We start from the raw sequence: 21468 nt of genomic DNA on the forward strand, positions 1-21468 counted from the left end.
CGCGTGTGGACCCGCGCGTTCTGGCGCCGCGTCGAGGACGTGGAGCACCCGCCCGCCCAGCTCGTGGCCGCCTACGAGCGGGCCGTCGCCCGTGGCGAGCGCCCCCGCCCGCTCGAGCCGGGCCTCGCAGACCCGTCACCCGGGCCGGCGCCGACCCGCCGGGATGTGGGGGTCACCGGCCAATATAGGCGATCAGCGCCTCGCGCTGACGACGGCCCAGGCCGCCCAGCCGACGCCGCGGCGAGATGCCGCACCCCGCCATCGCCTCCCGGGCCCGGACCTCGCCCACGCCCGGCAGGGCCAGCAGCAGGTCCACGGTCCGCAGACGGGCGACGGCGTCGTCGGCGTCCGCGCGCGCGAAAATGTCGGCCAGGCCGACCTCACCGGCGGCGAAGGCCGCCTTGAGCTCCGCCCGCGCCTGGCGGGCCTGGAGGGCCTTCCTCCGGGCCTCCGCCCTCTCCTGCACACTGAGCTGCCGCAACGCCATGGGTCTGACCTCGATGCCTCTCGTTCCCCACCGGCCCCGTCGTGACCCTTCCATGGTCAAGGACGACGAGCACAGCCGATCGAAAGGGAAGATACCATCCCGTCCACACGGCACGGGCGCGCCGGGAGGACGCGGGCGTCACCGCAGGGCGGCGCGATTCTCCTCGATCGTGTCCGCCAGCGAGGCCACCGACGGGCCCGCGCTCAGGATGCCGCGGGACGAGGTCGCCAAGACCTGCGGCCAGGCCGTCCCGAAGTCGGCCCGCATGCCCCGGGCCGTGGCGCCCTGGGCACCGAACCCGGGCGCCAGCAGGGGCCCGCCGAGGGCCGGCAGGTCCAGGCCGAGGCGGTCCGCCTCGGCGGCCACCGTGGCGCCCAGGACGAGTCCCACCGGCCCCCACGCGTCGTCGCCGCGCAGGGCCGCGTTCTCGGCGGCCGCCGCCGCGGCGATGCGCCGGGCGACCGATCCCTCGGCCGACCCCTCGCCCACGTGCTGGACCTCGCGGCCCTCCGGATTGGAGGTCAGCGCGAGGACGAACACGCCGCGGCCGGCCTCGTGGGCGGCGCGGATGGTCGGCACGAGGGTGCCGAAACCCAGGTACGGGCTGAGCGTCACCGCATCCGCGGCCAGGGGCGAGGCGTCGGCGATCCACGCGGCGGCGTAGCCGTCCATGGTGGAGCCGATGTCACCGCGCTTGGCGTCCGCGATCGTGAGCACCCCGGCGTCCCGGGCGGCCGCGAGCAGCCGCTCCAGGGCCGCCAGGCCGGCCGATCCGTGGCGCTCGTACAGCGCCACCTGGGGCTTGATCGCCGCCACGCGGGGCCCCTCGGGACCCACCGCCGCCTCGAGGGCGGTCAGGGAGAACGCCTCGAGGCCCGCCGGGGTGTCGCTCAGGCCCCACTGCCGCAGCAGGCCCGGATGGGGGTCCACGCCGAGGCACAGCGGACCGGCCGTCTCCATGGCGTGGGCCAGCCGCCGCCCGAAGGGGGCGCGGGGCCCCGCGCCGCCCGTCGCCGTCGTGGTCACGCCGCGGCCTCCGGACCGGCGACAGCCTGCTGCAGGCGCGCGTCGTGCTCCTGCAGTGAGGTGACGGACCACTCGTAGGACCGCATGGCCTCGATGGCCTGCAGGCACGCCCCGAATTCGGCCGTGGTCGTGATCACCGGCACGCCGAGCGACGTCGCGGCCGCGCGGATCTCGTAGCCGTCCGTGCGGGCGTCGCCGCCGGAGGGCGTGTTCAGCACGAGGTCGACGGTGCCGGCGTGCAGCTGCTCCAGCACGGTGCCCGCGCCGTCCTCGTGCCCGGCGTCGGCGATCTTCGCCACGACCTCCGCGGGGATGCCGTTGCGCCGCAGCACCTCGGCGGTGCCGCCGGTGGAGACCACCTGGAAGCCGAGGTCGACGAGGCGCTTGGCCTGGCCCACGAGGGTGCGCTTGTCCCGGTTGGCGACCGACACGAACACGCGCCCCGAGGTGGGCAGCGGGCCGCCGGCGGCGGACTGGGACTTGGCGAACGCGGTGTCGAAGTGCTTGTCGATGCCCATGACCTCGCCCGTCGAGCGCATCTCCGGGCCCAGCAGCGAGTCGACCACGCGGCCCTCCGCGGTGCGGAAGCGGGTGAACGGCAGCACCGCCTCCTTGACCGCCACGGGCGCGCCGATCGGCAGGGTGCCGCCGTCGTACGCCGTGGGCAGCATGCCCGCCGCGCGCAGGTCGGCGATGCTCTCGCCGACGCCGATCCGCGCGGCCGCCTTGGCCAGCTGGACGCCCGTGGCCTTCGAGACGAACGGCACGGTCCGCGAGGCGCGCGGGTTCGCCTCGATCACGTACAGCACGTCCGAGGCGAGCGCGAACTGGATGTTGATCAGGCCGCGCACGCCGACGCCGGCCGCGATCCGCTCGGTGGCGCGGTGCACGCGCTCGAGCACGTCCGGGCCCAGGGTGACGGGAGGCAGCACGCACGCGGAGTCACCCGAGTGGATGCCCGCCTCCTCGATGTGCTCCATGACGCCGCCGAGGTACAGCTCGGTGCCGTCGTAGAGGGCGTCGACGTCGATCTCGATCGCGTCCTCGAGGAAGCGGTCCACGAGCATCGGCTGGTCGGGGGTGATCTCCGTCGCGTGCGCCACGTAGTGGGCCAGCGCCTCCTCGGAGTACACGATCTCCATGCCGCGGCCGCCGAGCACGTAGGAGGGGCGCACGAGCACGGGGTAGCCGATCTCGTCCGCCACGCGCTTGGCGTCGTCGAAGGAGACCGCCGTGCCGTTCTTCGGCGCCACCAGGCCCGCGCGCTCGAGCACGAGCGCGAACTCGCCGCGGTGCTCGGCCAGGTCGATGGCCGCGGGCGAGGTGCCCAGGATCGGCACGCCGGCGTCGGCGAGCTGCTGGGCCAGCTTGAGCGGGGTCTGACCGCCGAGCTGCACGAAGACGCCGCGCACGCCGCCGGAGGCCTCCTCTGCCGCGATGACCTCCAGGACGTCCTCGAGCGTGAGCGGCTCGAAGTAGAGGCGATCGGAGATGTCGTAGTCCGTGGATACCGTCTCCGGGTTGCAGTTGACCATCACGGTCGCGTAGCCAGCCTCGCGCAGCGCCATGGTGGCGTGCACGCACGAGTAGTCGAACTCGATGCCCTGGCCGATCCGGTTCGGGCCCGAGCCGAGGATGATCACCGACTCGCCCTCGTGCGGGGCGACCTCGGTCTCGAGGTCGTAGCTGGAGTACCGGTACGGGGTGAAGGCCTCGAACTCGGCGGCACAGGTGTCCACGGTCTTGTAGACGGGGCGCACGCCCAGGGCGTGACGCACGCCGCGCACGACCGCGGCGTCCATGTGCCGCAGCGAGCCGATCTGGGCGTCGGAGAACCCGTGCCGCTTGGCGCGGCGCAGCAGGGCCTCGTCGAGGACCTCGGCGTCGCGGATCTCGTCCGCGACCTCGTTGATGAGCACGAACTGGTCCAGGAACCACGGGTCGATCGCGGTGGCCTCGAAGGCCTCCTCGATCGTGGCGCCGGCGTAGAGCGCCTGCTGGGTCTGGGAGAGCCGGTCGGTGGTGGCCGTGCTCGCCGCCGCGAGCAGGGCCTGCGGGTCGGCGTCCTGCGGGAACGCGAGCTCCGAGCCCTTCTGCTCGAGCGAGCGCAGGGCCTTCTGCAGGGCCTCCGTGAAGTTGCGGCCGATGGCCATGGCCTCGCCGACCGACTTCATGGTGGTGGTCAGCGTGGGATCCGCCGCCGGGAACTTCTCGAACGCGAAGCGCGGGACCTTCACGACCACGTAGTCCAGGACCGGCTCGAAGGACGCCGGGGTCTTCTGGGTGATGTCGTTGGGGATCTCGTCCATCGTGTAGCCCAGGGCCAGCTTGGTGGCGATCTTGGCGATCGCGAAGCCGGTGGCCTTCGAGGCCAGCGCCGAGGAGCGGGAGACGCGCGGGTTCATCTCGATGACGACGACGCGCCCGTCCACGGGGTTCACCGCGAACTGGATGTTGCAGCCGCCGGTGTCCACGCCGACCTCGCGGATGACGTTGATCGAGATGTCCCGCAGCTTCTGGTACTCGCGGTCCGTCAGCGTCATGGCCGGGGCCACGGTGATGGAGTCGCCGGTGTGCACGCCCACGGGGTCCACGTTCTCGATGGAGCAGACGACGACGACGTTGTCGTTCTTGTCCCGCATCATCTCCAGCTCGTACTCCTTCCAGCCGAGGATGGACTCCTCGAGCAGGACCTCGGAGGTCGGGCTGTACTGCAGGCCGGCGCCGCAGATGCGGTACAGGTCGGCCTCGTCGTAGGCCATGCCGGAGCCGAGGCCGCCCATCGTGAACGAGGGGCGCACCACCACGGGGTACTTCAGGTCCTCGACGGCGGCCAGGGCCTCCTCCATCGTGTGCACGATGTGGGACCGGGCGGACTCGCCGCCGGCACGCTCCACGACGCCCTTGAACAGCTCGCGGTTCTCGCCGAGCTCGATGGCCTCGATGTTCGCGCCGATCAGCTCGACGCCGAAGCGCTCGAGCACCCCGTCCTTGTCGAGGGCGATGGCGGTGTTCAGCGCCGTCTGGCCGCCCAGGGTGGGCAGCAGGGCGTCCGGGCGCTCCTTCTCGATGATCTTGGCGACCACGGCCGGGGTGATGGGCTCGACGTAGGTGGCGTCGGCCAGCTCCGGGTCGGTCATGATCGTGGCCGGGTTGGAGTTGACGAGGACGACGCGGACGCCCTCCTCCTTGAGGACGCGGATGGCCTGGGTGCCGGAGTAGTCGAACTCGGCGGCCTGGCCGATCACGATGGGGCCGGAGCCGATGACCAGGACGGACTTCAGGTCGGTGCGCTTGGGCATGGATCAGGCTCCTTCGGTGGCGGGGGTGGTGGCGGCGCGGTGCTCGGTGAGCAGCTGCACGAAGCGGTCGAACAGGTCGAGGGTGTCGTTGGGGCCGGCCGCGGACTCCGGGTGGAACTGCACGGAGAAGGCGGGCCGGTCGAGCAGGCGCAGGCCCTCGACGACCTGGTCGTTCAGGGACCAGTGGGAGACCTCGACGCGGCCGAAGCGCGACTCCGGCGCCTCGATCGGCTCGCCGAGGGGGGCGGCCACGGCGAAGCCGTGGTTCTGGGAGGTGATGGCCACGCGGCCCGTGGCCTTGTCCAGCACCGGCTGGTTCGGGCCGCGGTGGCCGAACTTCAGCTTGTAGGTGTCGAAGCCGAGCGCGCGGCCGAAGATCTGGTTGCCGAAGCAGATGCCGAAGAACGGCAGGCCGGCGTCGAGGACCTCGCGCAGCAGCTCCACCTGGGCGTCTGCCGTGGCCGGGTCGCCGGGGCCGTTGGACAGGAAGACGCCGTCCGGGTCCACGGCGCGGATGCCGGCCAGGTCCGTGGCCGCGGGCAGCACGTGCACGCGGATGCCGCGGGAGGCCAGGTGCCGCGGCGTGGCGGCCTTGATGCCGAGGTCGAGGGCGGCGATCTCGGCGATCGGCTCGCCCTCCCAGCCGTGCTCGGCCGGCTCGATGACGTACGGCTGCTCCGTGGTGACGGACTCCGCGAGGCGGGCGCCGGCCATCGACGGCTGGGCGCGCACCTCCGCCAGCAGCTCGGCCTCCGGGCGGGCGGCGTGCTCGCCGGAGAACACGCCGGCGCGCATCGAGCCCTCGGTGCGCAGGCGGCGGGTGATGGCCCGGGTGTCGACCTCGCGGATCCCGACGACGCCGAACGCCTCGAGCTCCTCGTCGAGGGTGCGCTCGGCGCGCCAGTTGGACGGACGCCGGGCCGCGTCGCGGACCACGTAGCCGGCGGCGAAGATCGCCCGCGACTCGCGGTCGGCGTCGTTGACCCCGGTGTTGCCGATGTGCGGGGAGGTCTGCACGATGATCTGCCCCGCGTAGGACGGGTCGGTGAGGGTCTCCTGGTAGCCGGTCATGCCCGTGGTGAACACGGCCTCGCCCAGGGTGCGGCCGCGGGCGCCGTAGGCCCGGCCGCGGTGGACGGTGCCGTCCTCGAGGACGAGCAGGGCCAGGTCGTCGGTGGGGGTGCTCATCGGGGGTCTCCTTCTCCTGCGCGGCCGGCCGGGTCGGCCGGGGCGGGGTCGATGATGGTCTGCAGGGCGGCGAGGAGCCGGTCGCGGTCCTCGGGGCGGTCGGGGCGGAAGGCGGAGGTGAGTTCGACGTCGCCGAGGCGCCAGCCCCAGGCGACGAGCCCGCCCGGCTCGACGAACTTGCCGGCGATCCCGCCGGACAGGCCGGCCTCGACGAGGTCGTCCGCGGGGATGAACAGGTTGGCGGCCCCGGGGCGGAGCACGAGCAGGCCGCGGTGGGTGCCGGCGTCGTGGACCTCGAGGACGGCGCGCGAGCGCAGGCCCAGGCCGTGCACCGCCACGCGGTCCAGTCGGTCCTCGCCGCGCACCGTGCCCACGTGCATGCCCTCCGCGGACAGCGTCGGCTCGGCGTCGTAGAGGGCCGTCGGCACGGGGGCCGGGGCCGGGATCCCGGCCTGCGCCCGGCGGCGGGCCCGCCACCCGAGGGCCAGCAGGCCGAGCAGCACGAGGACGACGGCCAGGGTGCCCAGGGTCACCGGCAGCCACACGTCCGCGTAGTCCTTCGTCGGGGTCCGCGGCGGGACGGGACGGGCCGCCAGGGCGGCGGCCAGGGAGGTGATGCTCACGCGCGCTCCCCCGTCTCCGTCAGGGCCGGGTGGCGGTACGGCCGGGCGGGGGCGCCGTCGGCGACGACGCGGGCACCGCGATAGACCGTGTGGCGCACCGCGCCCGGCAGCTCCATGCCCCGGTACGGGCTGTTGCGGGACTTGGTCAGGTGCTGCTCGGGGTCCACGGTGCGGCGGGCCTGCGCGTCCACGAGCACGAGGTTGGCCACCGCGCCGACGCGCGGGACGCCGCGCTCGTCGGCCTGGCCCTGGTCGGTCAGGCCGGCGATCCGGGCCGGCGCCGTGGACATCACGCGGGCGACGCCGGCCCAGTCCATCAGGCCGGTGTCCACCATCGCCTGCTGCACCACGGACAGGGCGGTCTCGAGGCCCGTCATGCCCATCGCCGCGACCGTCCACTCGCACTGCTTGGTCTCGGCGGTGTGTGGGGCGTGGTCGGTGCCCACGGTGTCGATGGTGCCGTCGGCCAGCCCGGCGCGCAGGGCCATCACGTCGGACTCGCGGCGCAGCGGCGGGTTGACCTTGAACACGGGGTCGTAGGAGCGGACGAGCTCCTCGGTGAGCAGCAGGTGGTGCGGGGTGACCTCGGCGGTCACGGCCACGCCCTGGGCCTTGGCCCAGCGGATCAGCTCGACGGAGCCGGCCGTGGAGACGTGGCACACGTGCAGGCGGGAGTCCACGTGCTGGGCCAGCAGCACGTCACGGGCGATGACGGCCTCCTCCGCCACGGCGGGCCAGCCGGCCAGGCCGAGGACGCCGGAGAGCTCGGACTCGTTCATCTGGGCGCCGGCGGTGAGGTTCGGCTCCTGCGCGTGCTGGGCCACGAAGCCGCCGAAGGACTTCACGTACTCGAGCGCACGGCGCATCAGCACGGCGTCGTGGACGCACATGCCGTCGTCGGAGAACATCCGCACGCGGGCCTGCGAGTCGGCCATCGCGCCGAGGTCGGCCAGGGCCTCGCCGGCCAGGCCCACGGTCACCGCGCCCACGGGGTGCACATCGCACCAGCCCGCGTCCCGGCCCAGCCGCCACACCTGCTCCACCACGCCGGCGGTGTCGGCCGTCGGCGTCGAGTTGGCCATCGCGTGGACCGAGGTGAAGCCGCCCATCGCGGCGGCGCGGGTGCCGGTCTCGACCGTCTCCGCGTCCTCCTTGCCGGGCTGGCGCAGATGGGTGTGCAGGTCGACGAGCCCGGGCAGCAGCACCAGGCCGGCGCAGTCGACCTCCTCGGGGGCCGGGTCGAGGCCGGCGGCGTGGGTCGCGGCGTCCGGGCCGAGGGCGGCGATCCGGCCCTCGGCGACGAGCACGTCGGCGGTCTCGCCCGTGGTCAGGCGCGCGCTGCGCAGCAGCAGGGGGGGGCGCTCACGGGCGGACCTCCTGGTCGTGGTTGAGGACGAGGTGCAGGACCGCCATGCGGACGGACACGCCGTTGGCGACCTGCTCGAGGGCGGTGTTGCGGGGCGAGTCCGCCGCCGCCGGGCTGATCTCCAGGCCGCGGTTCATCGGGCCGGGGTGCATGACCACGGGCTCGTCGAGCAGGGCGCCCCGGCCGGCGGTGAGGCGGGCGAAGCGGTCATCGGTCAGCCCCCAGGTCCGGGTGTACTCCCCTGCGGACGGGAAGAAGGCGCCGCCCATTCGCTCGGCCTGGACGCGGAGCATCATGACGGCGTCGGGGCCGGCGTCGAGGGCCTCGTCCAGCGAGTAGGTGACCTGGCACGGCCACGCGGCCACGCCCACGGGCAGCAGGGTGGGCGGGGCGGCCAGGGTGACCTGTGCGCCCAGCGTGCTGAGCAGCCACACGTTGGACCGGGCCACGCGCGAGTGCAGGATGTCCCCCACGATCACCACGCGCATGCCGGTCAGGTCCCGGCCGACCAGGTCCTCTCCCGTCGCCGCGGCGAGGCGCCGGCGCAGGGTGAAGGCGTCCAGGAGGGCCTGGGTGGGGTGCTCGTGGGTGCCGTCGCCGGCGTTCACGACGGCGGAGCGCACCCAGCCGGAGTCGGCCAGCTGGCGGGCCGCGCCCGAGGACCAGTGGCGCATCACGATGGCGTCCGCGCCGATGGCCTCGAGCGTCTGGACGGTGTCCTTGAGCGACTCCCCCTTGGAGACGGACGACCCCTTCGCGGAGAAGTTGATCACGTCCGCGGAGAGCCGCTTGGCGGCGGCCTCGAAGGAGATGCGGGTGCGGGTGGAGTCCTCGAGGAAGAGGTTCACCACGGTGCGGCCGCGCAGGGCGGGCAGCTTCTTGACCTCGCGCTGGTTGACGGCGGCCATCTCCTCGGCGGTATCGAGGACGGCGAGGGCGTCGGCGCGGGAGAGGTCGGCGGTGGACAGCAGGTGGCGCACGGCTCAACCCTCCCGGGTCGCGACACGGTCGACGATGCTCACGGCGTCCTCAGTGACCTCGCCGGTGCCCTCGGGGCCGTCGACCTCCATGAGCCGGACCTGGACGCGCTCGGCGGTGGAGGTCGGCAGGTTCTTGCCCACGAAGTCGGCCCGGACGGGCAGCTCGCGGTGCCCGCGGTCCACGAGGACGGCCAGGCGCACGGCGGCGGGGCGGCCCAGGTCGGCGATCGCGTCGAGGGCGGCCCGGACGGTGCGGCCGGAGAAGAGGACGTCGTCCACGAGCACGACGACGGCGCCGTCGAGGGGGACCTCGGGCAGGCGGGTGGGCATCGGGGTGCGGGCCGTGCCGCGGCGGAGGTCGTCCCGGTAGAGCGTCACGTCCACCTCACCGACGGCGGCGGTGGGGTCGAAGGCCGGCTCGATGCGGGCCAGCAGGGCGCCGAGCCGCCGGGCCAGGGGGGCCCCGCGGCGCGGGATCCCCATCAGGACGAGACCCTCGGCGCCCTTGTTGGACTCGAGGATCTCGTGGGCGATCCGGGTCAGCGCCCGGTCGATCTCGGACGTGGACAGCACGGTCCGGGCAGCACGAGGTGCGGCGGGGTCAGTTCCCATGCCGGCGCCTCCTTCCCCGCCTCACAGGACGGCTCTTAAAGGATGCGTGGTTCGTCCCGGGGCGCCGGTGGGCCCCCGCGCGGGACGTCGCCGACTCTACCAGCGAGGCCCGCCCCACGGCGCGGATGACGCGGTGCGGGACGGGCCTCGTGACGGAGCTCTCGGCGGCTCAGGCGAGCAGCGTCGGCTTGACCTGCTGCAGGCGGCCGAGCAGACCGTTGACGAACTCGGGCGAGTCGTCCGTGGACAGCTGGGCGGCCAGGGCGACGGCCTCGGAGATGGCGACGGCGTCCGGCACGTCGTCCTGGAACAGCAGCTCCCAGGCCCCCACGCGCAGGATCGCCCGGTCGACGGCGGGCATGCGGTCCAGGGACCAGCCGCGGGAGTAGGAGCTCAGGGCCTCGTCGAGCCGCTCCTGGTCCGCGATGACGCCTTCCACGAGCCGCTGGGTGTAGGCGTTCACCTGCAGATCGGTGCTCTCGCGGCGGGTGCGGATGCCCTCCAGCGCGCTGGAGCCCCGCTGCTCGGCCTCGAACAGGATCTCCACCGCACGCTGCCGGGAGCGGCTGCGCGCCGTGGTCCCCCGCTTGGCAGCGGAGCCGGCGGAGGCCCGCTCAGTCATTGACGCGGCCGAGGTAGTCGCCGGTGCGGGTGTCGACCTTGACGCGGGTGCCCTGCTCGACGAAGAGCGGCACCTGGATCTCGGCGCCGGTCTCCACGGTGGCGGGCTTGGTGCCGGCGGACGAGCGGTCCCCCTGCAGGCCCGGCTCGGTGTAGGTGATCTCCAGGACCACGGACGCCGGCATCTCGAGGTACAGCGGCGTGCCCTCGTGCAGGGCGATGACGACCTGGGTGTTCTCGAGCATGTACTTCGCGGCGTCGCCGACCACGGCCCCGGGCACGGTGATCTGGTCGTAGTCCTTGACGTCCATGAACACGTAGTCCGCGCCGTCCTGGTAGAGGTACTGGTAGTCGGAGCGGTCCACGGTGGCGAACTCGACCTTGGCGCCGGCGTTGAAGGTCTTGTCCACGACCTTGCCCGTGGTGATGTTCTTCATCTTGGTGCGGACGAACGCGCCGCCCTTGCCCGGCTTGACGTGCTGGAACTCGGTGACGTTCCAGAGCTGGCCCTCCAGCTTCAGGACGGCGCCGTTCTTGATGTCGTTGCTCGTTGCCACGTGTGTGTGCTCCCGATCGGTCTCGCGGACCGTCACGGGTCCGCCTGCAGTGGGTGGGGTCTTGGATGTGCGCGGGCCAGTCTACGGGAGGCCCCGCGCGGGGCCGGGGTCAGCGGCGGCTCACTCTGCGATCTCCTGGTACGCCGCGAAGAGCAGGGACGCGTCCGGGATGTCCACGGTGGTGGGCTGCGCGAGCCCGTCCAGCAGGACGAAGCGCAGCTGGTCGCCGCGGTTCTTCTTGTCCCGGCGGATGCCCTCGAGCAGGGTCTGCCACCGGTCCCCGCGGTAGGAGACGGGCAGGCCCAGGGCCGTCAGCACCGACCAGTGGCGGTCCGCGGTGGCGTCGTCGAGCCGGCCGAGGGAGCGGGCCAGCTCGGCCGCGAAGACCAGCCCCACGGACACCGCGGCGCCGTGGCGCCACTGGTAGCGCTCGGCGAGCTCGATCGCGTGCCCCATCGTGTGGCCGTAGTTCAGCGCCTCGCGGGCGCCCGACTCGCGGGGGTCGCGGGAGACGACGTCCGCCTTGACCCGGATCGAACGCTCGATCAGCTCGCGCAGCCGCGCGGAGTGCGGGTTCTGGGCCTGGGCCGGGTCCTCCTCGATGAGGTCGAGGATCGCGGGGTCGGCGATGAAGCCGCACTTCACGACCTCGGCCAGGCCGGAGATCAGCTCGTTGGCCGGCAGGGTGAGCAGCGTGTCCAGGTCCGCCAGCACGCCGGCCGGATTGTGGAACGCCCCCACCAGGTTCTTGCCCTCGGCGGTGTTGATGCCGGTCTTGCCGCCCACCGCCGCGTCCACCATGCCCAGCAGGGTGGTGGGCATGTGCACGACGCGGACGCCGCGCAGCCACGTGGCCGCCACGAAGCCGGCCAGGTCGGACACGGCGCCGCCGCCCACGGAGACGATCGCGTCCGACCGGGTGAAGTCGTTCTGGCCGAGCACCTGCCAGCAGAACCCGGCCACCTGCAGGTGCTTGCCCTCCTCGGCGTCCGGGATCTCGGCGGTCAGTGCGGTCAGGCCCACGGCCTCGAGGTCGTTCTTGACGACGTCGCCGGTGGCCCGGAGGGCGCGCGGATGGATGACCAGCACGCGTCGGACGGTCGGGCCGAGCATGTCCGGCAGGCGCGCGAGCAGGCCCCGGCCCACCACCACGTCGTAGCCGCCGTGCACGGCCGCCTCGTGGCCGCCGGCCACGGGGATGACCGTCACGTCCTCGGGTGCGGCCGGAGCGGCCGCGGGCGCCGCCCCCGGGGTCTCCTGCTCGGTGATGTCCGGCTCACGGTCGGTCATGGGTGTGACTCACTCCTTCGGGGGCGGTGGGCGTCCCCCACGATACGCCAGGCCGCCTCGGCGGCCGTCAGGCCTGTGGTGTCGAGCACGAGGTCGGCGACCTCGCGGTACAGCCCCTCGCGTTCGGCGAGGATGCGCCGCCAGGTCCCGGCGGGGTCTCCGGCCAGGACGGGGCGGCCCGCGCCGCCGCCCACGCGGCGCAGCGCCTCCTCCTCTCCGACAGCGAGGTAGACGACGTCGGAGTCCGGCCCGGCCAGCGCGCGGCGGGTGCCCGGATGCAGGACGGCGCCGCCGCCGCACGAGAGGACGCACGGGGCGGGTCGGCCGAGCACATGGCCGATGACGCGCGCCTCCTCCGCCCGGAACGCGGCCTCGCCGTGCTCGGCGAAGAACTCCGGGATCGGGCCGTGCACCTGGGTGAACAGCTCGTCGGAGTCCACGAAGGGCAGCCCGGTCACGGCGGCCAGGGCCCGGCCGACCGTCGTCTTCCCGGCCCCCATCGGGCCGACGAGGACGATCCGGCGGGCCGGGCGCGCGGCCGGGTCCTCGTCGGCCGCGGCGGCCACCGTGGCCGCGGCCGTCAGGCGCGCCTCGAGGGCACCGGTCATGCCCTCCCACGGGCACACGGTGACGGGCCCGGGGACGGGACGCGTGCTCGGGTCCGGTCCCGGGGCCGGCGCGGTCCCGGGGGTGTCGGTCACGGCAGGGGGTCGCCCATCGGGCCGTCCGCCACGACGTCGGCGCCCGGCTCCGGCAGGGCGGGGACCGCGGCCTGGAACGCTTCGAGGTTGCGGCGCGTCTCGGCCACGGAGTCGCCGCCGAACTTCTCGAGCATCGCGTCGGCCAGGACGAGGGCGACCATGGCCTCGGCGACGATGCCCGCGGCGGGCACGGCCGCCACGTCGGAGCGCTGATGGTGGGCCGTGGTCTCCGCGCCCGTGGCGACGTCGACCGTGGGCAGTGCGCGCGGCACCGTGGCGATCGGCTTCATCGCGGCGCTCACGCGCAGCAGCTCGCCCGTCGACATGCCGGCCTCGATGCCGCCGGCCCGGTCGGTCGTGCGCCGGGGGCGGCCGTCCGCGCCGCGGGCGATCCCGTCGTGGGCGGCGGTGCCGCGTCGGGCGGCCGTGGCGAACCCGTCGCCGACCTGCACGCCCTTGATCGCCTGGATGCCCATGAGCGCCCCCGCCAGCCGCGCGTCGAGGCGGCGGTCCCAGTGGACGTGGGAGCCCAGGCCGATCGGCACGCCGTACGCCAGCACCTCCACGACGCCGCCGAGGGTCTCCCCGGCGCGGTGGGCGTCGTCGACCTCGGCGACCATCGCCGCGGAGGTCTGCGGGTCGAGGCAGCGGACCGGGTCGGCGTCGAGGCGGGCCTCGTCCTCGGGGACGGGGAACGGGTGGCCCTCCGGCAGGGCGGCCTCCCCGAAGGCCACGGTGTGGGAGACGATCCGCACGCCGAGCTCGCCGAGGAAGGCGCGGGCAACGGTGCCCAGGGCCACACGGGCGGCGGTCTCACGGGCGGAGGCGCGCTCGAGGAGGGGGCGGGCCTCGTCGAAGCCGTACTTCTGCATGCCGGTCAGGTCGGCGTGGCCGGGCCGCGGGCGGGTGAGCGCCGCGTTGCGGGCCAGACCGTCGAGCTCCTCCGCGGGGACGGGATCGGCGGCCATCACCTTCTCCCACTTGGGCCATTCCGTGTTGCCCACCTGGATCGCCACGGGCGAGCCGAGGGTGCGGCCGTGGCGGACGCCGCCGAGGATCGTCACCGCGTCCTGCTCGAACTTCATGCGCGCGCCGCGCCCGTACCCCAGGCGGCGGCGCGCGAGCGCGTCCTGCACGTCCTGCGTCGTGACCGGGATCCCGGCCGGCAGTCCCTCTACGATTCCTGTGAGCGCGGGGCCGTGAGACTCCCCCGCTGTCAACCAGCGCACCATGGCGTGCAGTCTCTCACGCACGGGGCGCCGCGCCGCCACGTGTGACCGGACGGGACGCACCGGATCCGGCGTTCGACGCTCAGCCGGCGGCCGGTCCCAGGGCGTCCGCCGCGGCGCGCGTCACCGCCGCCCAGTCCGGCTCGGGCATCCCGGCTGCGGCGCGGGGCCGGGCCGTGAACAGCCGGACCTGCTCGATGCCCTGGTGCAGCAGCATGGACAGCCCGGACGCCACCGGACCGCCCTCCCGGGACCAGGCGGCCGCCAGCGCGGAGGGCCACGGGTCGTAGGCCGCGTCCAGCAGGGGCGGCAGGGCGGCGCCGGCCGGCACGTGTGCGGCCAGGGCGTCCGCGGCGAGCGGCGGCAGGGTGGCGACGACGGCACGCAGCCCCGGCGCCCGCCGGAGCAGATCCGCCTGGGTCAGGGTCGCCCAGCGCAGCCCGAGCGCGTCGGCCAGGGCCGTCACCTCGGCGGCGCGGGCGGGGTCGCGGACGCCGAAGAGCACCGCGTGCGCGCCGAGCGTGGCGGCGGCGAGGACGGCCGCCGTCGCGGTCCCCCCGTTCCCGAGCACGCCGACGGTCCCGCCCCGGGCGGCACGGTCGAGGCCGGCCGCGGCGAGGGCGCCGAGGATGCCGTCCACGTCCGTGTTCTCGGCGTGGACGACCCCGGGGGCGGAGGGGTGGTCGCGCACGAGGGTGTTCGCGGTGCCCAGGAGGCGGACGCGGTCGCTGACGTGCCCGGCGGCGGCGACGACCGCCCGCTTCAGCGGCATGGTGACGGAGCAGCCGAGCCAGTCCTGCCCGCGGGCCGCGGCCGCGCCGCCGTCGGCCGTGCCCGGGGCGCCGAGGTGCTCGGCCGCGAAGGCGAGCACCTCGTCCTCGCCCAGGTCTCGGCGGCCGTAGTCGACGTCGAGGCCCAGGACCCGGTAGGCGGCCGCGTGCAGCACCGGGGAGAGCGAGTGGGCGATCGGCCGGCCCAGGACCGCCGCGTGCAGCACGGGGCGCATCAGCACACCCCCGGATTGGACGCGCAGTAGCGCTGCAGGGTGCGCACGTGCTGCTGGTGCTCCTCATAGGTGCGGGAGAACTCGGTGTGGCCGGTGCCGATGTCCGTGGTCACCCAGTAGTAGGCGTCCGTCTCGGCGGGGTCGAGGGCGGCCTCGACGGCCGCGTCGGAGGGCATGCCGATCGGACCCGGCGGCAGGCCCGGGTGCACGTACGTGTTGTAGGGGTTCGACGCGTCCTGGCGCTGGCCAGAGGTGAAGCTGAGGCTGCGCACGCCGAGGCCGTACGTGACGGTGGCGTCGATCTGCAGGAGCCCGCGCGTCTCGGTGTTGTCCGGGGCGAGGCGGTTCTCGATGGCGCCGGCGACCTGCCGGTAGTCCTGGGGCAGGGCCTCCGCCTCGAGGATGGAGGCGATCGTGAGCACGCGCTGCTGCTCGGCCGGGTCGCGGACGTCGTGGGCGTCGAGCTCGGCGAGGGTGGGCCGGATCAGGGCGTCGAGCACCTGCTCGGCGGTGGCGTCGACGGGGAGGCGGTACTCCCCCGCGTCGAGCCAGCCCTCGAGCGTGCCCGCCTCCCCGGGGACGCCGTAGCGGGTCGGGTCCTGGGCGGCGGCCTCGAGCTCCTCACGGGGCAGCCCCGTGGCCTCGGCGACGGCGTCCAGCACCTCGGTGAGTCGCCGGCCGCGCTCCACGAGCACGTAGTGCACGGCCCCGTCCGCGGCGCCCTGGAGCACCGCGAGGGCCTCGGCCGCGGGCATCCGCTCGCGCAGCACGAAGTCCCCCGACCGCACGAGACCGCTGTCCGTGTCCCGGGCAGCGCGCTCGAACGCACGGGCGGAGGCCACGATGCCGGCCCGGTCCAGGCGGGCCGCCACGGAGCCCAGGTCCTCGCCCGGCTCCACCGAGAACGTCACCTCGTCGCCCTCGACGGTCGTATGGTCGGGGCCGCCCAGGAAGCCGCGCACGATCAGCCCGACCACGACGGCGAACGCCACGAGCACCGTGCCCAGCACCAGCGCGGTCCGCCGCCGGCCGGCGCCGCGATCGACCCGCGGGGCCGGGTGGGACCCGGAGCCCCGGCGACGCAGGAACGTGCGGGGCCGGCGCGGGCCGGCCGCGTCGACCGGCTGGGACGGGGCGCCGAGATCGGCCTCGTCCGCCTCGCCGTGGGCGAAGCCGAACACGTCGAGGTCGTCGTGGACGTCGGCCTCGTCGCCGAGCAGATCGTCCCAGCGGTCCTCACGCCGAGCGTGCTGGTGGTCGCCGGTCACCGGATCCGCTCCCGGTCCTGGCCGGCCCAGCGTCCGGTGCGGCGCTGCTCGTCCACGGCGGCCTGCAGGATCGCGACGGCGGCGGCCTGGTCGATCACGCCGCGGCTGTCCTTGACGGACCGGCCCGCGGCCCGCAGTCCGGCCTGCGCGGAGACCGTGCTGAGCCGCTCGTCGACGAACCGGACCGGCACGGGGTGGCCCGCCTCGACCAGGGCGGCGGCGACGGCGTCCGCGTAGTCGAGGGCGTCCTGCGTGGACGGCGTGTGCTCGCCCCGTAGATTCACCGGCAGGCCGACGTACACGGCGACGACGTCGAGCTCGCGTGCGTGGGCGACGAGCTCGTCCACGTCACGACGTCGACGCGCATCCCGCCGCAGGGTGGCCACGGGGGTGGCGATCAGGCCGTCGGGGTCGGCCGACGCGACGCCCACGCGGGCACGGCCGACGTCGACGCCGAGGGTGCGCCCCCGGCGCACGGCGTCGGTTGCCGCGTTGGCCCCGTCCTGACCTGCGCTCACGTCCGCCTCAGGCCGCGCGCACCGCGGCGACGACGGCGTCGAGCGCATCCCCGACGCGCGTGACGTCCTGGCCGCCGCCCTGGGCGACGTCGTCCTTGCCTCCGCCCCCGCCGCCGAGCACGCCGGTGGCGGTCTTGACCATGGCGCCCGCCTTGAGGCCGGCCGCGCGGGCGGCCTCGTTGGTCGCCACGACCACGAGGGGCCGGCCCTTGGCCTCGGCCGTGAGGGCCACGAGCACGGGCGTGCCCGCCGCGTTGCCGCCGGCCGACTCGATCCGGGCGCGCAGGTCCAGCGCGAGGGAACGCAGCTGGTCCCCGGCCACGTGGCCGGCGTGGTGGGCCAGCACCCGCACCGACGTCCCGGCGGACGTCGTGACGTCCTGGGCCTGCCCGGCGAGCTGCCCGGCCTGGGCCTGCAGCGCCTGGGCCCGCAGCTCCGCGACCTGCTTCTCGGCCGCCTTGAGCCGGTCCAGGGTGGCGCCGATGCGGTCCTTGAGCTCCTCGGCCGGGGCCTTGAACATCTCCGAGAGCTCGGAGACGAGGGTGCGCTCCGCGGCGAGGTGGCGGAACGAGTCCAGGCCGACGAGCGCCTCGACGCGGCGGTTGCCCGAGCCCACGGACTGCTCGCCGAGCAGGGTCAGCGAGCCGATCTGCGCGGTGCGGCCCACGTGGGTGCCGCCGCACAGCTCGCGGGACCAGGCGCCGTCGATCTCCACGACGCGCACCCGGTCGCCGTACTTCTCGCCGAACAGGCTCATCGCGCCGAGTGCGCGCGCCTCCTCGAGGCTCATCTCCTGGGTGAGCACGGCGTGGTCGTCGCGGATGGCGATGTTCACCACGTCCTCGACCTCGGAGCGGGCCCCGGCCGAGAGCGCCTCGGCCCAGCGGAAGTCGAAGCGCAGGTAGCCCTCCTTGTTGAAGGAGCCGGACTGGGTGGCCTCGGGGCCGAGGATCTGGTGCAGTGCGGCGTGCACCAGGTGGGTGCCGGAGTGGGCCTTCTCGCCGTCGAGGCGGCGCTGCAGGTCGATCGCGCCGAGGGCCTGCGCGCCGGCGGCGACCTCGCCGTCGAGGACCTTGACCCTGTGCACGGACAGCCCCTTCACGGGGGCCTGCACGTCGAGCACCTCGAGGCGGAAGCCGTCGCCGGTGATCAGGCCGGTGTCCGCGGCCTGGCCGCCGGACTCCGCGTAGAACGGCGTGGCGTCCAGGACGAGCTCGAGCTCCGTGCCGGCGCCGGCGGACGCGACCTCCTCGCCGTTCTGCAGCAGGCCGCGCACCACGGACTCGGTGGTGTGCTCGGTGTAGCCGGTGAAGTGGGTCTGGCCCTCGGCGCGCAGGCGCTGGTACACGGCGGTGTCCGTGTGGCCGGCCTTCTTGGCCTTGGCGTCCGCGCGGGCGCGGTCGCGCTGCTCGGCCATGAGGGCGCGGAACCCGGCCTCGTCCACGGCGACGCCGGCCTCCTCCGCGATCTCCAGCGTCAGCTCGATCGGGAAGCCGTAGGTGTCGTGCAGCTCGAACGCGTCCGGGCCCGCGATGCCGCCGCCCGCCGAGCGGGCCTGGCCCACCGCGGCGTCGAGGCGAGCCGTGCCCGCGGCGATGGTCCGCAGGAACGCCTTCTCCTCGGCGTAGGCGATCCGGGCGATGCGCTCGAACTCGTCCGCGACCACCGGGTAGGTGCCCTTCATCGCGTCCCGGGAGACCGGCAGCAGCTCAGGGAAAACGGGCTCGGTGACGCCCATCAGGCGCAGGGCGCGGACGACGCGGCGGATGAGGCGGCGCAGCACGTAGCCGCGGCCCTCGTTGCCGGGGCGCACGCCGTCGCTGATCAGCATCAGGGCCGAGCGCACGTGGTCGGCCACCATGCGCAGGCGGACGTCGTCGTCGTAGTGCGGGTCGGCCGGGTCCTCGGTGGAGGTGTAGGAGCGGCCGGCCAGCTGCGCGGCGCGGTCGAGCACGGGGCGGACCTGGTCCGTCTCGTACATGTTCTCCACACCCTGGAGGATCATGGCGAGCCGCTCGAGGCCGAGACCGGTGTCGATGTTCTTGTGCTCGAGCTCGCCGGCGATGTCGAAGTCGTCCTTCGAGCGCACCGCGGAGAGGCGGTACTGCATGAACACGAGGTTCCAGATCTCGATGTAGCGGGTGTCGTCCGCGGCCGGGCCGCCGTCGACGCCGTACGCGGGGCCGCGGTCGTAGAAGATCTCCGAGCAGGGGCCGCCCGGGCCGGGCTGGCCGGTGTTCCAGTAGTTGTCGTCCTTGCCCATGCGCTGGATGCGCTCGGGACGGACGCCCACGTCCTCGCGCCAGATGCGCTCGGCCTCGTCGTCCTCGCGGTACACGGTGACCCAGAGGCGCTCGGGGTCCAGGCCGAAGCCGCCGTCCTCGACCGAGGACGTCAGCAGCTCCCAGGCCATCGGGATGGCCGTCTCCTTGAAGTAGTCGCCGAAGGAGAAGTTGCCGCACATCTGGAAGAAGGTGCCGTGGCGGACGGTCTTGCCGACCTCCTCGATGTCCGCGGTGCGGATGCACTTCTGCACCGAGACGACGCGCGGGCTCGGCGGGGTCTGCTCCCCCAGGAAGTACGGGATGAACGGGACCATGCCGGCCACCGTGAACAGCAGCGACGGATCCGGCGAGACGAGCGACGCCGACGGCACCACGCGGTGCCCCCTGGACTCAAAGAAGGCGGTCCAGCGGCGGGCGATCTCCTGGGACTTCATGCGGGGGTGTCCTTCTGCGTGGTGGTGGTCTGGGGGCGGGCGGCGCCGTGCGACGGCGGCTCCACGGTCTCCCCGGAGATGATCGGCCCCGTGTGGGGCAGGTAGGGCGCGGCCCAGGGGGCCTCGGCGCGGACGCGCTCGGCCAGGCGCCGGGCACCGTCCTGCAGGGCGGCCGCCGCGGCGTCGGCGGCGGCCTCACCGGCCTGGCGGGCCAGACGCTCCGGGTCCAGGCGGGCGGAGAACCCCGCGCGCCCCCCCGCGGAGCCAGGGTCAGACGTCGGCGCGTCGGTCGCGTCGGTGGCCGGGTGGGCACGGTCGCCGAGGGCGCGGTGTGCGAACCAGCCGGATGCGGCGCCGGCGCCGACGAGCAGCAGCGAGCGGAGCATGGCGGGGGCCTCCTTCGGACGGCAGGGATTCCGGCCCCACCTTACCGGGCGCGGCGCCGATCCCCGGCGGCGGGCCCGGGGGACGCCGCAGGCCCGGTCACCTCCGAGAGGTGACCGGGCCTGCGGGACGCGCGGGGCGCCGTCGTCCGGGACGGACCCGGCCGCGGCGGATCAGCGCGCGTAGTACTCGACCACGAGCTGCTCCTCGCAGGTCACGGGGACCTCGGAGCGCTTCGGGCGACGGGTGAGGGTGGCGCGCAGCTTGTCGATCTCCACGGTCAGGTAGCCCGGGGTGGCGGGCAGGACCTGCTGGTGGGCGCCGGCGGCGGCCAGCTGGAAGGGGACCATCTTCTCCGAGCGCTCGTGCACGTGGATCATCTGGCCCTCCTTCACGCGGAACGAGGGGACGTCCACGCGCTTGCCGTCCACCATGATGTGGCGGTGCACGACGAGCTGACGGGCCTGCTGGATGGTGCGGGCGAAGCCGGCACGCAGCACGAGGGCGTCGAGGCGCTGCTCGAGGAGCTCGACCAGGTTCTCACCGGTCAGGCCGGCGGTGCGCTTGGCCTCCTCGAAGTAGCGGCGCATCTGGGCCTCGCGGATGTTGTACTGGGCGCGCAGACGCTGCTTCTCCTTGAGGCGCACCGCGTAGTCCGAGTCCTGCTTGCGGCGGGCACGGCCGTGCTGGCCGGGGCCGTACGGACGACGCTCCATGTACTTCTCGGCCTTGGGGGTCAGCGCGATGCCCAGGGCGCGGGAGTGCCGCACGGTGCGGCGGGTGCGAAGGTTGCCACTCATGGTGGACCTGCCTTTCCTTGACGTGCGGCACGGTTCGGGTTTGTCTCGAGGTCTCGTCCGGGCGCCGGGGCGCACGGGTCAAGGGGCCTCGAACCTGGCCTCCCCGCGATCCTGAGGAGAGCTGAGGGGCGTGCCGCCGCCCGTCATCCACTGATGCGCTGCGCGTCCCTCGCCCGGGCACGCGGGCGTCCGCGGGGATCCGAGCGAGGGGGATGCGTCCGGGGCGCAGCGCCTGCCAGACCGGTCCACCTTACCAGAGCGACGACGACGGGGCGGGCCGGGGCTCATGCGCGCGGCGTGGCCGCGGTGCCGGGGTCCGCGCCGAGGAGCTGACCGGCCTGGTCCAGGTGGGAGGCCTCGACCAGCACGTCGTACGACTCGGCCTCCATGGTCTGCAGGGACGTGAAGTCGCGCCTGCCGCCGGTGGCCGCGTGGCCGATCGCCCCGAAGACCGCCCCCCACAGGGCGCCCAGGCCCAGGGAGATCAGCAGGATCCAGAGGAACCCGAAGCCGGGGGCGAAGATCGAGAAGAGCAGGCCGAGCAGGAGGCCGAACCACAGGCCCTGCAGCCCGCCGCGGACGGCGGCCTTGCCGGTGGTCATCCGGCCCAGGACCTGCTCCACGGAGCGCAGCCCGGTGCCCACGATGCGCACGCGCTCCACGGGGAACCCGGCGTCGGAGAGCTGGTCCACGAGGGCCTGGGCCTCGGCGTAGGCCGGGACGGAGCGCAGGATGCGGTAGTCGGCCTGCGGGAGGGCGGGGCCGCCGGCGCCGGGGCGGCCGTACGGGGC

At 74.4% G+C, this 21468-nt stretch carries 20 protein-coding genes; all 20 read right to left on the reverse strand.

From position 1 onward, the window contains the following. Positions 1 to 172 precede the first annotated feature (172 nt). Positions 173 to 487, reverse strand: a complete 315-nt coding sequence (gene mihF, locus J1M41_RS02480; RefSeq protein ID WP_010078601.1) for an integration host factor, actinobacterial type — start codon at positions 485 to 487, stop codon at positions 173 to 175. A gap of 138 nt (positions 488 to 625) precedes the next feature. Next, complete coding sequence (gene pyrF, locus J1M41_RS02485) at positions 626 to 1513, reverse strand: orotidine-5'-phosphate decarboxylase (RefSeq protein ID WP_206451076.1); 888 nt, start codon at positions 1511 to 1513, stop codon at positions 626 to 628. Continuing rightward, a complete protein-coding gene (gene carB / locus J1M41_RS02490) occupies positions 1510 to 4815 on the reverse strand; it encodes a carbamoyl-phosphate synthase large subunit (RefSeq protein WP_206451077.1) in 3306 nt (1101 codons plus the stop codon). Before carB ends, pyrF begins: the two co-directional genes overlap by 4 nt. Before the next feature lie 3 nt (positions 4816 to 4818). Next, complete coding sequence (carA, locus tag J1M41_RS02495; protein WP_036336598.1) at positions 4819 to 6003, reverse strand: glutamine-hydrolyzing carbamoyl-phosphate synthase small subunit; 1185 nt, start codon at positions 6001 to 6003, stop codon at positions 4819 to 4821. Further along, positions 6000 to 6626: a hypothetical protein gene (locus J1M41_RS02500; RefSeq protein WP_012750893.1), complete on the reverse strand. Its 627-nt coding sequence runs from the start codon at positions 6624 to 6626 to the stop codon at positions 6000 to 6002. Before J1M41_RS02500 ends, carA begins: the two co-directional genes overlap by 4 nt. Further along, complete coding sequence (locus J1M41_RS02505; protein ID WP_206451121.1) at positions 6623 to 7978, reverse strand: dihydroorotase; 1356 nt, start codon at positions 7976 to 7978, stop codon at positions 6623 to 6625. The genes J1M41_RS02500 and J1M41_RS02505 overlap by 4 nt, the downstream gene beginning before the upstream one ends. 10 nt (positions 7979 to 7988) lie before the next feature. Further along, positions 7989 to 8972, reverse strand: a complete 984-nt coding sequence (locus J1M41_RS02510) for an aspartate carbamoyltransferase catalytic subunit (RefSeq protein ID WP_036313715.1) — start codon at positions 8970 to 8972, stop codon at positions 7989 to 7991. Positions 8973 to 8975: 3 nt separating this feature from the next. After that, positions 8976 to 9584: a bifunctional pyr operon transcriptional regulator/uracil phosphoribosyltransferase PyrR gene (gene pyrR, locus J1M41_RS02515; RefSeq protein WP_036313707.1), complete on the reverse strand. Its 609-nt coding sequence runs from the start codon at positions 9582 to 9584 to the stop codon at positions 8976 to 8978. 169 nt (positions 9585 to 9753) lie between these two features. Continuing rightward, positions 9754 to 10206 (reverse strand): transcription antitermination factor NusB, encoded by a 453-nt coding sequence (gene nusB / locus J1M41_RS02520; RefSeq protein WP_044659811.1) that lies wholly within the window; start codon positions 10204 to 10206, stop codon positions 9754 to 9756. Further along, positions 10199 to 10762: an elongation factor P gene (gene efp / locus J1M41_RS02525; protein ID WP_002857030.1), complete on the reverse strand. Its 564-nt coding sequence runs from the start codon at positions 10760 to 10762 to the stop codon at positions 10199 to 10201. The genes nusB and efp overlap by 8 nt, the downstream gene beginning before the upstream one ends. Before the next feature lie 120 nt (positions 10763 to 10882). Further along, the gene (aroB, locus tag J1M41_RS02530; RefSeq protein WP_081097731.1) at positions 10883 to 12052 is read right to left on the reverse strand and encodes a 3-dehydroquinate synthase; all 1170 of its coding nucleotides are present in this window, start codon (positions 12050 to 12052) and stop codon (positions 10883 to 10885) included. Continuing rightward, positions 12049 to 12660, reverse strand: a complete 612-nt coding sequence (locus tag J1M41_RS02535; RefSeq protein ID WP_227717889.1) for a shikimate kinase — start codon at positions 12658 to 12660, stop codon at positions 12049 to 12051. Before J1M41_RS02535 ends, aroB begins: the two co-directional genes overlap by 4 nt. Positions 12661 to 12749: 89 nt before the next feature. Beyond that, complete coding sequence (gene aroC, locus J1M41_RS02540; RefSeq protein WP_036336604.1) at positions 12750 to 13985, reverse strand: chorismate synthase; 1236 nt, start codon at positions 13983 to 13985, stop codon at positions 12750 to 12752. Positions 13986 to 14064: 79 nt separating this feature from the next. After that, entirely contained in the window at positions 14065 to 14988 is a 924-nt protein-coding gene (locus tag J1M41_RS02545) for a shikimate dehydrogenase (protein ID WP_098094738.1), read from the reverse strand. Continuing rightward, positions 14988 to 16256: an endolytic transglycosylase MltG gene (mltG, locus tag J1M41_RS02550; RefSeq protein ID WP_206451078.1), complete on the reverse strand. Its 1269-nt coding sequence runs from the start codon at positions 16254 to 16256 to the stop codon at positions 14988 to 14990. Before mltG ends, J1M41_RS02545 begins: the two co-directional genes overlap by 1 nt. Then, on the reverse strand, positions 16253 to 16822 hold the full coding sequence (ruvX, locus tag J1M41_RS02555) for a Holliday junction resolvase RuvX (protein WP_206451079.1): 570 nt from the start codon (positions 16820 to 16822) through the stop codon (positions 16253 to 16255). The genes mltG and ruvX overlap by 4 nt, the downstream gene beginning before the upstream one ends. Further along, a complete protein-coding gene (gene alaS / locus J1M41_RS02560) occupies positions 16782 to 19493 on the reverse strand; it encodes an alanine--tRNA ligase (protein WP_206451080.1) in 2712 nt (903 codons plus the stop codon). Before alaS ends, ruvX begins: the two co-directional genes overlap by 41 nt. After that, a complete protein-coding gene (locus J1M41_RS02565; protein WP_020621562.1) occupies positions 19490 to 19879 on the reverse strand; it encodes a hypothetical protein in 390 nt (129 codons plus the stop codon). The genes alaS and J1M41_RS02565 overlap by 4 nt, the downstream gene beginning before the upstream one ends. 171 nt (positions 19880 to 20050) lie before the next feature. Beyond that, the gene (gene rpsD / locus J1M41_RS02570) at positions 20051 to 20677 is read right to left on the reverse strand and encodes a 30S ribosomal protein S4 (RefSeq protein ID WP_036313685.1); all 627 of its coding nucleotides are present in this window, start codon (positions 20675 to 20677) and stop codon (positions 20051 to 20053) included. A 284-nt stretch (positions 20678 to 20961) separates the two neighbouring features. Next, a partial coding sequence (locus tag J1M41_RS02575) for a general stress protein (protein ID WP_241247652.1) occupies positions 20962 to 21468 on the reverse strand: 507 nt, incomplete at its 5' end.

The sequence above is a fragment of the Micrococcus sp. KRD096 genome (assembly GCF_017168495.1).
Taxonomy (GTDB): Bacteria; Actinomycetota; Actinomycetes; order Actinomycetales; family Micrococcaceae; genus Micrococcus; species Micrococcus luteus.

What these genes read in the sequence shown, in the direction of transcription:
- carB (WP_206451077.1), bottom strand. Translation starts at nt 4,815, where the DNA reads ATGCCCAAGCGCACCGACCTGAAGTCCGTCCTGGTCATCGGCTCCGGC.
- J1M41_RS02545 (WP_098094738.1), bottom strand. Translation starts at nt 14,988, where the DNA reads ATGCGCCCCGTGCTGCACGCGGCGGTCCTGGGCCGGCCGATCGCCCAC.
- alaS (WP_206451080.1), bottom strand. Translation starts at nt 19,493, where the DNA reads ATGAAGTCCCAGGAGATCGCCCGCCGCTGGACCGCCTTCTTTGAGTCC.
- J1M41_RS02565 (WP_020621562.1), bottom strand. Translation starts at nt 19,879, where the DNA reads ATGCTCCGCTCGCTGCTGCTCGTCGGCGCCGGCGCCGCATCCGGCTGG.
- rpsD (WP_036313685.1), bottom strand. Translation starts at nt 20,677, where the DNA reads ATGAGTGGCAACCTTCGCACCCGCCGCACCGTGCGGCACTCCCGCGCC.
- ruvX (WP_206451079.1), bottom strand. Translation starts at nt 16,822, where the DNA reads ATGCGCTCGACGCCGTCGTCGCCGCGGTGCGCGCGGCCTGAGGCGGAC.
- mihF (WP_010078601.1), bottom strand. Translation starts at nt 487, where the DNA reads ATGGCGTTGCGGCAGCTCAGTGTGCAGGAGAGGGCGGAGGCCCGGAGG.
- carA (WP_036336598.1), bottom strand. Translation starts at nt 6,003, where the DNA reads ATGAGCACCCCCACCGACGACCTGGCCCTGCTCGTCCTCGAGGACGGC.
- pyrR (WP_036313707.1), bottom strand. Translation starts at nt 9,584, where the DNA reads ATGGGAACTGACCCCGCCGCACCTCGTGCTGCCCGGACCGTGCTGTCC.
- J1M41_RS02535 (WP_227717889.1), bottom strand. Translation starts at nt 12,660, where the DNA reads ATGACCGGTGCCCTCGAGGCGCGCCTGACGGCCGCGGCCACGGTGGCC.
- aroC (WP_036336604.1), bottom strand. Translation starts at nt 13,985, where the DNA reads ATGGTGCGCTGGTTGACAGCGGGGGAGTCTCACGGCCCCGCGCTCACA.
- nusB (WP_044659811.1), bottom strand. Translation starts at nt 10,206, where the DNA reads ATGACTGAGCGGGCCTCCGCCGGCTCCGCTGCCAAGCGGGGGACCACG.
- aroB (WP_081097731.1), bottom strand. Translation starts at nt 12,052, where the DNA reads ATGACCGACCGTGAGCCGGACATCACCGAGCAGGAGACCCCGGGGGCG.